We start from the raw sequence: 13216 nt of genomic DNA, 5'->3' as shown, positions 1-13216 counted from the left end.
GAGATGGTAAAATTCTATCTTGTTGTCTGAAGAGGGCGACTTTTTTATATTCTAGATAAGTCTCATCATAATAAGGAGCCAATAGGGAAAAATCATGAAACATTCACTTGTACGAACAGTGGCAGCACTGGCAGGTTCAGCAATTTTAACACTTGGCGCGATCGGTTCGGCTAAAGCATTTACTTTTGACGAAACCGACATTAACCAAGACCGAGTAATTGTCATCGCCCAACCCCGCCCTTCCGGTGGCTACCAATTGCTAATTGTAGAACAGGTATCTGACAAGCGGAAATGCTGGAGCGAAAGTGGCTCTAATCCCGTGAAAGTCGATCCATTATTAGTTAGTTTTGATTTCACCGGTATTTGTGGCCGCGCAACAGACAGCAACGGCTTTTCAATTCGCATGGCAGGCACTGATTTAGCATTAACATACGCCCTGACTTTGGAAAGTGTTGATGGGGATGTTCTACTAATTGGAACTCCGGTAGATTACCAAGGTAAATCTGTGATTATCGGTCGCACAAATGGCGATGCTAACGAATTCATGAAAGTCACTCTCGATCCTGCTTGGCGCTTGAGTAAAAGGGCTTACCAAGGTCGCACATTAGGTCACTTTTATTTCACTACCAATCAACCCGCACCGGAAGAAATTGGCAATACCGGAGGCAATACCGGAGGCAATACCGGAGGCAATACCGGAGGCAATACCGAAGCAATACCGCAGCCAATACCAATACAAATACCGCAGCCAATACCAATACAAATACCGGAGGCAATACCGCAGCCAATACCCCAGCCACCGCAGCCAACACCGCAGCCAATACCGCAGCCAATACCGCAGCCAATACCGCAGGAAATACCAATACCGTAGGCAATACTGACCCTTCTACAATTCGGAGATAGCTACCGATGATATCTACGCTTCCGAAATTAAAGAAGCTGTGGGCTTTGGGTTTGTAGCCCGGTTTTCTCAAGATAATACCTTTCGACCGCAACTTGCTGTTACCAGAGAGCAATTGGTATCTTTAGTATTGAAATCCTGGAAAGGAATACCTGTTCGTAGTGAGGACTAAAGTCCTCATCATATCGTTTCCTTCCGTTTCTTCTTAGATGGCTTTTTAGGAGTTTTCTGGACGGGGATTGTCTCGGATTCTTGGTGTGCTATGTCTGGGTTTACTTCACACAAGTCGTTCAAGGAAAGTTTGTGCTGGGATTCGAGTTCATTTAGCAAGTTTGATGCTGTTTCTAATATTTGTTTTCCCTGTCTGGCTTGAATAGTAGTTTTATTTTCGATCGCATCTAGCAACACAAAAATCGAGACTGTTTGCCAAATATCTAAATCGTCGCCTACGACATCGCAAGCAGAGACAATTTTGCCGTTTTCGGGGACGTGAATTCCTAAACCGGAAGCTTGAATTAACGGCTGGATTTCTGCTAGACTTAAATTCGCAAGGTCGCTAATTTTATGTTCGAGCGATACTAAATCTGCTAAATCGGGCAAGTTGACCGATTCTGTCGCTAAAGCATCGAATTTAAAGGTAAGAGTTTGATTCAGCGGATCGGAAATGGCATAAATTGATTGAATTTGCGATCGACTAACTGCACCTTTATCGAAAAAATCTCTACCTTGCGGGGCGATCGCAATTTGCCCATTTTCAGCCACCTCCAAACTTTCCAAACTAACCAGAGTCGCCGCCGTAGTCTTCACAAAAATCTCGTCCAACCCCAGCAAATCCGCCAATTCCTTCAAAGTTGGCGCAGGTTCAAACTCAACGCCCGCCCGCAAAATAAACTCTTCCAACACGTTAAACTCGCGCGGTTCGCTAATCGCCACCTCCAGCGGAGTTTGCCGGATTGCAAAGCGGAATTGACGCGCCGCCAACACCGACAAACCCGGATTTTGTTGCTCAATCTGTTCGGCTAGCGAACTTAAATTCGAGTCTATTGGTTTAGTTGAGGACGCTAGAAACATCTACAAAACCTCCGCAGTGACGCACCGTTTTTGAAACTTCCTGATACATTTTTCCCACTGTACCTGTTTGTTGGGTAAATAAATCGTGGCAGCCGACAACTACCAGCAATTCTTGAGCGCGGGAAAATGCCACATTCACCCGTTCCGGTTCCTTCGCAAATCCAATATCGCCCCTAACATTATTGCACACTGTGCTGACAATAATTACAGGTCTTTCCATGCCTTGAAATATGTCAACCGTACCAGTACGGATGCTCAAAGCAGGGAATCTTTCCCCTTCGATTCTGTCTTTAATTGCATTCAATTGAGCAGCATAAAAAGTGATAATTCCGATTTCTTTCGGTGGTTCACCGTCGGCAACTTTGGGCCGCCAAGCTGTCTCCATTTGTTCGCACAAACGCTCGATCGCATCAATCTCCTTAACATTCAACCGCGAAGTACCCTGTTTTTCCTCTTCAAATCCTTGTCCGATCGGCGTTTTCACCCACAGAATGTGATTATTTTCTTGAATGATTCTACCTGCGAGGTTGTGGGCGCGTTTGGTGTCAGCTTCCTGGATGCCACAGTTGAGTTTTTGCTGGTAAAACTGATTGATTGCGCCCATGATTTGTGGGTGCATTCGATACTGAGTTGTCAGCATTTTTTTGATGCTGTCGCTGGCATTTTCAAACAAAACTTTGAACAGCGATTCTTTGATAAAGCTAAGTTCGTCTCCGGTACAGCCGATGTCTTCGGCAATATCGTCGATCGTACTTTGATTAAACATCGGCGGCAATTGCCTGTGATCGCCCACTAATACTAACTTTCTGCCCTTCAAAGCGGGGATTAACAACTCTGGCGGAGTGCATTTGCTAACTTCGTCAATGATGACTGCATCAAAGCTGGGAAAGTTTTTAGTAAAATCGAAACTAGCAGCTTGCACGCAAGTAATGCCGATCACGTTGGCATTGTCAATATAAATTTGCTTTAAATCGTTGCGGTCTTTTTCTGATGGATTGCGGAGTTTTTGAATCCAATCTGTCACAAAGTTTTGAGAGCGATTTAGGGCGATTTCTTCTTGTTCTAATTTCCGCTGCCAAGTTTTGAAGAGACGCTTAATTTTGCTTAAAAAAGCTCCGCTGAATAATCCTGTATTCGGAACTTCTGGCTGGTATTGAGTCGGGATAGTTTGCCATGCTGACTCCCACCAATTTCTCTCAACAAGTAATGCTGCGGTTGGTTGTTGCTGTTGCAGTTGAGCGTTAATTTCGCTCAACTCGGCTTGAAGTTCGGCGAGTTGCTGCTGCGAAGTTGCAGCCGCAATTTGCAGCGGGGATAAATGCTCGTCAAGACTCTTTTTGATAGTCTCCAAAACCCCAAAAGGTTCTAAGTCAGCAATGGATTTTTCAAGCTGAAGCGCGCTTGCTTTCCAAGCCTCAACTTGCTTGACAAAATGCTGCGGTTGCTCCCAAATATTTGATTTTTGGGCGAGATATTGTTCGGCTAAAATCCGCAACTTTTCAGGTACATTTGGCTGTTGGACAATTGCTTGCAACAAATTAGTAACTTCGCTAATTTTTAAGTTTGCCTCTTGCTGTGCTGTTTCTACCTGAAGTTTAGCGGCGGATATTTGCTGCTGGTTTAAGGTTTGACCGATTTTATCTAATAACTGTTGCTGTTTGATAAGCTGCTGTTCGGTTTCGGTTTTCAGGGGAACCACGCACTGACGCGCATTTGCGAGGATACTGTGCAGCAATTCTTTGACTAGGCGATCGAAGGTAGCCTGGATGTGATTTGGCTGCAAGGATTCACTATAAAATTGTTGAATGCTACCTAAGAAAGTGCGAGCTTTTTCGATGATAAATTTGCGCTGACTTTGGCTGACTTGGGAGTAGCTGGCGAAGTCTTTGGCGAGTTGTTGCCACTGTGTACGATCGCCCGCAGAGAGCACGATCGGCGTTTGACTCAAATTTAGGTGCAAAAACTCGCTAAACCGGAACTGTTGCCCTTGTATATCCTTAAAACCTGCGCTTTCTTCGTGGGCTACCGCCTTTTGCAACCGATCCAAATCGGGCAAATTGATTTTGCATTTGGGCGGCACGATCGGCAATTTGAGCGATCGGGCAATTTTCAGCAATCCTGCGGGCAATTCTACCATATCATCCGTCAGGATTGCGCCCGTTTCCCAGCAAGTTTTCACAACTTCATAGAGTCCCGTATCTGCCGTCTCAATCCACTGTGCAACGGCTACAACAACGGCTGCAATTTCCGCTTTTCGCAGTTCCAAATTCTTGATTTTCTGTTCGAGATTGTGGCGGTGTGTCTGATTTTGCCGATCGCCCAATTCGAGTTGATTCACAGCCTCAGACATCTGCCGCGACGCCCGCAACGACTCCGCAACCGCCGACATAGCGTGACAAACATCATCAGCGCGATCGAATGCCGTCTTAAATTCCGATATTTGCGCTGCTACTGTTTCCTGCAACCAAACCGCAATCCCAAACGCGCCGCAAGCAGGGCGATCGAAGCCTATTTGAATAGCATTGCTAGCGGCAATCCGAACATTTGCCATAAAGTTTTCTACTAAAACATTGCCTTCGGAATAGGGTTTTAGTCGGGGCATAAACTCGGCATTTTCTGGAGATTCCCAGTTGACATTAGGCGCATCCAGCAGATTTTCTAACCCACTAACTAGAGGTTCAATCTCCATTTTTTCGGTTAAAATCTGTTCATACTCTGCTGCTTGCTGGCTGCACTTTTCCTCAAGATTTGCTTTACTGTCGTGCAGGTGTTTTAGTCCATTAAAAAAATCTCTCTCTGCGGCACAGTAGGCGGTAAATCGCTCTGATTCTGCCAGCAACTGCCGCAAAGATTTGATATTAGTCAGGCGCTGCGAGAGCTTTTCTTCGCAGTCAGTCGCCGTATTTTGCAGCCAAGTGCCGATCGCATTTTCCTCCAAAAACGGCTGCCCTTCTTCCTGTACCTTATGAGCTTTTCCCTTCCGCAAAGCCCGAATCGCCGGGTTGTGAACTAACCGACTCAAAGCATTATCTACAGCCAAATTTGCTTGCGAAGCAATCAGCGTTTTGCCACCCTGACGGGCAATTTGGTAGCAAATCTCCGCAATCACAGTCGTTTTGCCCGTTCCCGGCGGGCCTTGAATCAAAATTAAATCCCGCGCCGAAAGCACCGTTTCTACGGCAGCAAGTTGATCCTCATTAGCATTGCGATTTAATAAGTTTTCCCGATCCAATTTAATCAGTTTTTCCGGCATTCGCGCCTGAGAAGAGTCGAATAAAAACTCACTCAAATAGGGATTTTGAGCGCGGCCATCTGTCAGCATTTTTAAAGCTTTTTTCTTGCGTTCGATCTGACTGATATCGCCCGCAGCCTCAAAATACAAGAATCCTTGTTTGGGCATTTGATATCGCCCGCCCGCCATGCGATCGCCTAAATCAACATCTAACTTAATGCGTAATTTACCATGTTCAAAGTCTATTTCAGCGATGCTACCCAATGTCTCTCCATCTCGGCTGCTTCTGCTTCCGGGCGGCGAATCAAACAGAATAATTTCTTCATTTCTGGCTTTTTTCAGCCTTTCGCGAAAGTCGCCCAATTCTAAGGAATTTTCCTCATAGCCGTCAAGAGTTGCGGAATTACGTTCAATTTCAAAAGTGACGATTTTAAAGCCGGAACCGTAATTATGACCGCGAAAAGGCACGCAAAATTGACGCGCTTCCGCAATGCGTTTTTCCACATTTAAAAAAGTATGCCAAACTTTTAGTTGTTCCGTCGTTGGTATGTGTCTGTCGTCCCAAAATGGCATTTGTTGGACGCGGGCGATCGACTTTACAGGAATTGGTGAGCGACTGTTAGCCAAAAGTCGCAACTGAACCGGCAAAGCATACCCATCTTTCCTCCCTCTGGGAACCGCCACCAAACCAGCATCCAGCAGTTTTAAACCGCCAATTCCGTCTTCACAGCGTACAGTTGCTAACAACCGCAAAGTGCGATCAGCTTGTTGCAACAATTGCGGTAATTCAAAATCATCTCCATCCGTAGCAAGCAGCAATTCCCAGATTTCTTCTTCCGAAAATCTCTCATTTACCTTTTGGCGACGCACGTAGAAAAGACTGTGGGATTTGCCGGCAATCTCAGACATCAGAATTTCCGCACGCTCTCTGCATTCCCAATCGCAATATTTCCCTAAAGCCGCTTCTCCTTCTATATCCCGAATAAACTTATTAATTGTGCGATCGCCACTAAATTTATATCCCCAATCTTCTGCTACTAAAGACGGCATATTTTGATTTTAGATTTTAGATTTTAGATTGGATTTAAGATTAGCACATCGGAACTTGTGCCGACACATTGGTGTCAACTAGAGCCTGCAACCCCTGATAAATCTGGCTTTTTGCTGAGTCTAGATCCCCCTAAATCCCCCTTAATAAGGGGAGTAGGGGTTGACTTTGATCACGCTCTTGTCCCCCCCTTATTAAGGGGGGTTAGGGGGGATCTAGACCTAACTGTCAAACAGCAGACCTATACTACTTTTAACGTTAAGTGGACACAAATGATACCGACAGAACGGCTAAATCCCAAAGATTAAGGTTTGCTGAAGCCCACCCGGAGGCGATCGAATTAAACTGTTTAGAATCAAAAGGGCGAATGATGGGAATTGAACCCACGAATGGTGGTACCACAAACCACTGCCTTAACCACTTGGCTACACTCGCCATATCTTTTGTAACTATAGCATCAGATCTCAGCACAAGTCTAGGGGTAGGGCAAAAATATTTTGAAATATTTCTGAGCGTCCCTCAACCGGACAGATCGATTATGCCTCAAGTTCCAAGCACAGTAAGACTATAGCACAATTCTCGCTCTGTGCGATCGGCCTGTGCGAGCCTCTTCGAGGGCTTCGCCAACGGCAATTATCTCGCCCCCAGCACTCATGCGGCCTGGGTTGGGCAGCTCTGGCAGCGTCCCGATTCGGCCAAGCGCATTAAAATAGCCTTATCAGCCCAGGTGCATCTAAATTTTACACTCCAGTTTGATAAAACTCACCTCTGGCACAATTCTCAAGAACAGGCAAGATGCCTGTTCCACAAAGAATGAATTTCTTTTAGGGTGGGATCTTCTAGTCCGCCCCTAAAAACCTTATTGAGAATTGTGCAACATCTCAGAGGAAATGCTTGTGGGGTGTCCCGCCCGCCCGAAAAATACAACGCAAGAAGCGGGACAGCTTATCCCACACCGCATGAGTTATCAACCATCCCTCTTCTCTCTCTTCTCTCTTCCCTATTCCTTCGCGCCGCTTCGCATCTTCGCGGTTCGTTTAAAAAAAAGTCTTGTCCGCAATCTAAAATCTAAAATCTAAAATCGATATGAGCTACTGTGTCAACCCAGAATGTCAAAATCGTCAAAACTCCAACACCGCCAAATTTTGCTTAAACTGCGGCTTTAACCTGTTGCTGAGACAGCGATATCGCCCGATTGAACTTTTAGGTAGAGGCGGATTTGGTAAAACTTTTCTAGCAATTGATGAAGACATCCCATCTCTACCCCGCTGTGCAGTCAAGCAATTTTATTTTTACGACCGTGACCCCGAAATTTTCAACAAAGCCGTTGAATTATTTCGCCAAGAAGCCGTCTGTTTAGACGAACTCGGAAAACACCCGCAAATCCCCACATTATTAGCGGGATTTGAACAAGAAGGTCATATTTATTTAGTTCAAGAGTTTATAGAGGGATCGACTCTTAAACAAGAATTAGACAAGAGTGTCTACGATGAAGAGAAAGTTTGGCAACTGCTGCAAGACTTACTGCCCGTGCTGCAATTTATCCACGAGAAGCGCGTCATTCACCGCGACATCAAACCTGAAAATATTATCCGCCGCCAATCGGACAACAAACTCGTATTGATCGATTTCGGCATTGCCAAACTGCTGACTGATTCAGCCCTACTCCGTTCAGCAACGCTCATTGGCAGTCAAGATTATGTAGCTCCCGAACAAATGCGTGGCAAAGTATTTCCTGCTAGCGACCTTTACAGTTTAGGGGTTACTTGCATTCGCCTAATGACGCAAGTTCCTCCTTTGGATATGTACGACTGCAACAACGAGCGCTGGTGGTGGCGCGAGTTTCTCCCCAAAGCGACGAGTATTAGCGACGAGTTAGGCGAAATTTTAGATAAATTGTTGCAAACTCGTCTCAATCAGCGGTACAGTTTTGCTACGGAAGTTTTGCAAGATATCCAAGCAGCTTTAGATATTTGCAATCCAAATTTGCTTTCGCCCAAAAAGCCGATCGCTCCTGCTCCCAGTAATAGCGACAACTCAACGGATCTGGGCGCGCTACAAACTTCTGATTCTCCCATTTTACCCACAAAATCAGTCGCCAATTCCGCAGAAACTTTTTCCTTATCTGTTACTTCAAATCTCGATCGAGATCTAATTTCTGCACGGGGAGTTGATTATACCAAACTGCGGGATTTTTTGTCAAACAAAAAGTGGAAAGAAGCCGATCGCGAAACTTGGGTTCTGATGTGTCAATCTCTTTCCCAGCAACCGGGAACTCAGCTAGAAATTAGCCAAATTTACCAGCTACCCTGCGAAGAATTGCAAACACTCGATCGCCTGTGGCTGCACTACAGTCAAGGTCGGTTTGGCTTCAGCGTCCAAAAGCAGATTTATGAAAGCGTTAAGGGAGACTATATCAGATTTTGCGATCGGGTCAACTGGCAAACCTACAATTCTGCTACTGCTTTAGGGCAGATTAAATTTAGTCAGCAAGCACCAATCGGACACCTCCCCTCTCGCAGTTGGGTGGGCGGCCTTCAGTGGCTGCGACATCTCGATGCCCTGTCAGCAAAATTAACCGAGTGCGACAATAATCCTGCTCCTAAATTGTAATTTGGTCTACCGACTCACTAAGTAAAATTTCATATTTAAACTCTACCTGAAAGCAGAGAAATTTGTCGAGCTAGATGTATCCATCGACCGAGGCTCGGTGCGATCGTTTGTCGCACAATGGATTCTGAAGGCGAACACAGATAAAGTCTGCAATCCTTGAGACTTTAACAAGAGAACTAAAAAGAGGTACCGATCCATGTTTTTTCACAAAAAAGAATTAATGTCTGCGGTCACAGTAGACGAAGCCAACCCCCGTTTTGCCCAATTGCTGCTAGAACAGTTTGGCGGAGCAACCGGAGAACTCACAGCAGCTTTGCAATACTGGGTGCAGTCATTCCACTGTGAAAATGCAGGGATTAAGGATATGCTTCAAGATATTGCGATTGAAGAATTCAGCCACTTAGAAATGGTGGGGCAACTGATAGAAATGCACACCAAAAATGTTGACCAAACAGAAGCTTATAAAAGCACTTTGTTTGCCGTGCGCGGCATAGGACCACACTTGTTGGACAGCCAAGGTCAAGCTTGGACAGCAGCTTATATCAATGAAGGCGGGGATGTGGTGCGCGATTTGCGCGCTGATATCGCTGCCGAAGCAGGAGCTCGCCAAACCTACGAAGAATTGATTAAATTAGCACCGGATGCAGGAACGAAAAAGACGCTGCACTTCCTGCTGACTCGCGAAATTTCTCACACTCAAATGTTTATGAAAGCTCTGGAATCGCTCGGTAAACTCACCGATCCGATGTTCGGCAATATTCCGCCAGATAACACAGTAGATCTCTACTTTAACTTGTCAACAAATGGCAAGGATGAACGTGGCCCTTGGAACTCGGAACCTACTTTCCAATACATCGCCGAACCAGGCCCAAGAGTTTAATCTGAATATTCCGCAATCACCCTCGCACCAAAGTAGCTGAGTAGGTTGGGTAAAGCTTCGCGTTACCCAGCCTACTCTTTGCTATCAAGAGCGATCGGCTAAAAAATGTTATAGTTATTGAAAATCTCCCGGACTCCTGCAGAAACCGGGTTTTTTTTACGAAAATACTTCGCAGCAGCCTCTTGCAGCCGTTGAAAAACCCGGTTTCTTGAGTTGGTACGCGCAAGTCCAGATCCGGATCGAACATTAAACATCAAATCCATATTGAAATTGCGATCGACCTATTTATTAGTCTCTCACGGCAGCCGTGACCCCAGACCTCAAGTAGCTTTGGAAAACCTAGGTCAACTGCTGTCTCAAAAATTGGCTGACTCGTTCCCCGCAGTAGCAACCGCCACCTTAGAACTCGGGCCCGCACCGCTGCACGAACAAATTTGCAGTTTTGGCGAACGTACTTTGTCGCTGGGACTGACAGAATTGCAAATACTGCCTGTATTTTTATTGCCGGGAGTTCACGTCGCCGAAGACATACCGGCAGAGGTGGAAATTGCCCAACAAACTTTTGGTGACAAGCTAAAAATTGCATTGCGCCCGCATTTAGGTTCCCAGGAAGCAGGCTTAACAAAATTGGTAAAAAGTCAGATGGAAGAGGTGACTTTTCTGCCCAATCTGCTATTGCCAAAATGGATTTTATTATCTCACGGCAGCCGTCGCCCCGGAGGTAACTCGACAGTTGAGGAAATCGCTAGCAAACTCGGTGCGCTGACAGCTTATTGGTCGGTAAAGCCGAGTTTGGAAGAGCAAATTGACTGTTTGGTTCGTGGTGGACAGCAGCAAATAGGGATTGTGCCATACTTCTTATTTAATGGAGGAATTACAGATGCGATCGCCAAAAATGTCGCACAGCTAAAGCAGCAATTTCCTGCGGCGGAACTTCATCTCGCAAATCCTCTAGGCGCAAGTGTACAATTAGCAGACTTAATTGGGAATTTAATTCAAAAATGAACCGCAGAGGCAAAGAAGAGGTAAAGGAAGAAAGAAAAATGTCTTTAGGAAAAGTGTATTTAGTAGGTGCGGGACCCGGAGATCCGGGTTTGATGACCTTGAAGGGAAAAGCTTTGTTAGAGTGTGCAGATGTCGTGATTTACGACGCTTTAGTCAGCCCTCAAATTTTGGCAGCAATCAACCCCCAAGCAGAACGAATTGATGCCGGAAAACGCAAAGGGCGTCACTCGTTAATGCAAGATGAAACCACTCAGTTAATGATAGAAAAAGCTGGAGATAATGCGATCGTAGTTCGTCTCAAAGGCGGCGATCCGTTTATCTTCGGCCGCGGCGGCGAAGAAATGGAAGAGTTGGTAAAAGCGGGAGTGTCAGTAGAAGTCGTCCCCGGCGTAACTTCTGGGATTGCGGCCCCTGCTTATGCGGGAATTCCTTTAACACATCGATCGTACAGTTCCTCTGTCACCTTTGTCACCGGTCACGAATCAGCGGGAAAATATCGACCGGAAGTAAATTGGCAGGCGATCGCTCGTGGCTCGGAAACCATTGTAGTATACATGGGAATCCACAATTTGCCTTACATTATCGGCCAGTTAACAGATGCAGGATTGAGTGCAGAAACGCCCATAGCGTTAGTGCGCTGGGGAACGCGGCCGGAACAAGAAGAATTGATCGGAACTTTGGGTACAATTATAGAGCAAGTTGAGGCGATCGGATTTGCAGCACCTGCGATCGCGGTAATCGGAAATGTTGTCAATTTGCACTCGATATTGTCTGGCTGTCGGCCAGTTTCTCAGACTGTAGAATAAGCGGGAAAATTGGGTCAGAACCGATATAATTTCGATCGCTTTGATTTCGCTCCCTCTAAGGTGCCTCGCCAGCGGGGACAATCGCACCCTTAATGTCATTCCGATGTCATTCCAGGACGCATAAATGACATATTTACAGCATATTCTATGTAGATGTAGATCGCGATCAACCGGGTTTCGAGCAACAGAATCAGTAAGGATGCGAGAACTGTAAAGAAACCCGGTTTCTGAGGTGTATTTTATAAACCTGGAATACGCTGTATAATCCGTGATTTTAGTTTAGCGAATGTCTATTCCAGCCTCACTTGGGCCCCCCACAAATCTTGCGGGAGAAATACTCTGTCGGTGGGTAGGGGAGCAACTGGGGCCGTGAGGGTAAATTGACCCGCTTCAATTTGCTGCTTCAATTCCAATGCTACTTGCCGGGAGAGAAACATACTCGCAAGGGGGGCGGCCCGCACTGGTTTGCCCTCGATGAGGATGCGGCCAGTCTTTAATTGAGCGTAACTAACTAAACCGAAGGTGGGACGAACGCGCCGGGGGATAGAGAAATCTACCACCGGCGCTACTATTTTTTTGTCTGATACTGCACAGTGGGCGACGACGGTTTCGTTTAAGACTGGAAACGGGATGCCGACTCCCAGCATCAGGGATGGGCCGTAGTTTTTGAAGTAGCAGCCGCGCACCCATTTGGAGTTCATCTGTTTGGCGTCGCCGATTAGTGCAAGGGTGGCGGCCGGGCCGATGGGGGTGCGGTTGGGCTGGCGTTTTTGCAGGGGGAAGTGCTGGGTTCCTTCCCAGGTGATGTAGCCGGTGGCGCCTCCTAGGAAGATGCGGGTGCCGATGCCGATGGTTTCGAGGTCGGGGTCGTTGAGCAGGGGAGACATGGCTCCAAGGTTCGAGTAGACGGCGTTGCCGAGGTTTGGTTGCAGGGGGCCGAGGTAGGTGAACAGCGGGCGATCGCCTCCATTGACGCCAACAATAAAGTTTTGATATGCGTTCCGGGGATTGAATAGATAAAACTGGTTGATTGTATCGCGGGTAATCGTGGTTTCAAAGGAGGCGCGGGGGTAGCAGTCTGTTACTTGCCCCAAGGCTCGCAACTGCACGGGTTTGCCGGCAATCAGGTCTTCGATGACGTGTCCGCCGCCCCGTTCGCGGGATTCTTCGCCGTCTTCGGCTACTTGGGTGGCTCCCAGGTACAGGTCTACTGCCCCGAAGCCGGAGTAGGCTAAAACGCCGTCCAGCCAGCATTGGCGGATTTTTATCGGCGGATCGGTATGGCCGAGGTTGATGATTGCACCGGAGGATTCCATCGGCTCGAATGTGCCTGCGGTAATCACATCGACTTCTTTGGCTGCTTGGGTAATGCTGGTTTCTTGAACTCTAGTTTTGAGTTCTTCGATTGTCCACACTGTGGCTTTGCCCTGGCTGATTTTATCGTTGATTTCGTCGATCGATCTCATATATTTTAGATTTTAGATTTTGGATTTTAGATTTTGAATTGATTGATTTTGGAGTAATTTTGATTTTGGATTGACTTTGGATTGATGGAATGTCGATCGAGCGAATGCTGTTTGGGCGATCGACCTCGGTTTGATAACACAGCAAAATGCTATAACAGATATCAGGATTATATTATAAATAAAATAAAGATCGA

Annotated in this window: 9 protein-coding genes and 1 tRNA gene; 6 read left to right on the top strand and 4 right to left on the bottom strand. The window is 46.4% G+C overall.

The genetic code is table 11. The features are described 5' to 3' along the window. Positions 1–94: 94 nt before the first annotated feature. Together QUB37_RS20875 and QUB37_RS20870 are read left to right on the top strand one after the other, a co-directional pair. Complete coding sequence (locus QUB37_RS20875) at positions 95–871, top strand: DUF3747 domain-containing protein (RefSeq protein WP_333165638.1); 777 nt, start codon at positions 95–97, stop codon at positions 869–871. A gap of 70 nt (positions 872–941) precedes the next feature. After that, a complete protein-coding gene (locus QUB37_RS20870) occupies positions 942–1073 on the top strand; it encodes a hypothetical protein (protein WP_333165636.1) in 132 nt (43 codons plus the stop codon). An 8-nt stretch (positions 1074–1081) separates the two neighbouring features. Here QUB37_RS20870 and QUB37_RS20865 read toward each other — a convergent pair whose 3' ends face one another. The 3 genes from QUB37_RS20865 to QUB37_RS20855 all read right to left on the bottom strand — a co-directional run bounded on the left by QUB37_RS20865 (position 1082) and on the right by QUB37_RS20855 (position 6687). Continuing rightward, positions 1082–1972 (bottom strand): hypothetical protein, encoded by an 891-nt coding sequence (locus QUB37_RS20865; protein WP_333165633.1) that lies wholly within the window; start codon positions 1970–1972, stop codon positions 1082–1084. Next, complete coding sequence (locus tag QUB37_RS20860; protein ID WP_333165630.1) at positions 1950–6254, bottom strand: AAA domain-containing protein; 4305 nt, start codon at positions 6252–6254, stop codon at positions 1950–1952. The genes QUB37_RS20865 and QUB37_RS20860 overlap by 23 nt, the downstream gene beginning before the upstream one ends. Positions 6255–6614: 360 nt before the next feature. Next, positions 6615–6687: transfer RNA gene (locus QUB37_RS20855), tRNA-His, on the bottom strand. A gap of 651 nt (positions 6688–7338) precedes the next feature. On the opposite strand from QUB37_RS20855, the gene QUB37_RS20850 reads away from it, so the two are divergent. The 4 genes from QUB37_RS20850 to cobA all read left to right on the top strand — a co-directional run bounded on the left by QUB37_RS20850 (position 7339) and on the right by cobA (position 11556). After that, the gene (locus tag QUB37_RS20850; protein ID WP_333165628.1) at positions 7339–8865 is read left to right on the top strand and encodes a serine/threonine-protein kinase; all 1527 of its coding nucleotides are present in this window, start codon (positions 7339–7341) and stop codon (positions 8863–8865) included. A 196-nt stretch (positions 8866–9061) separates the two neighbouring features. After that, the gene (locus QUB37_RS20845) at positions 9062–9745 is read left to right on the top strand and encodes a manganese catalase family protein (protein WP_333165625.1); all 684 of its coding nucleotides are present in this window, start codon (positions 9062–9064) and stop codon (positions 9743–9745) included. 264 nt (positions 9746–10009) lie between these two features. Continuing rightward, positions 10010–10750, top strand: a complete 741-nt coding sequence (locus QUB37_RS20840) for a sirohydrochlorin chelatase (protein WP_445300046.1) — start codon at positions 10010–10012, stop codon at positions 10748–10750. Next, a complete protein-coding gene (cobA, locus tag QUB37_RS20835) occupies positions 10747–11556 on the top strand; it encodes a uroporphyrinogen-III C-methyltransferase (protein ID WP_333165622.1) in 810 nt (269 codons plus the stop codon). The genes QUB37_RS20840 and cobA overlap by 4 nt, the downstream gene beginning before the upstream one ends. A 290-nt stretch (positions 11557–11846) precedes the next feature. Here cobA and QUB37_RS20830 read toward each other — a convergent pair whose 3' ends face one another. Beyond that, the gene (locus tag QUB37_RS20830) at positions 11847–13022 is read right to left on the bottom strand and encodes a homocysteine biosynthesis protein (protein ID WP_333164497.1); all 1176 of its coding nucleotides are present in this window, start codon (positions 13020–13022) and stop codon (positions 11847–11849) included. Between the last annotated feature and the right edge of the window lie 194 nt (positions 13023–13216).

The sequence above is a fragment of the Microcoleus sp. AT3-A2 genome (assembly GCF_036705685.1).
Taxonomy (GTDB): domain Bacteria; phylum Cyanobacteriota; class Cyanobacteriia; order Cyanobacteriales; family Microcoleaceae; genus Microcoleus.
The sequence above is the reverse complement of the archived record's forward strand: the minus strand, read 5'-3'. Positions and strand labels throughout refer to the sequence as shown.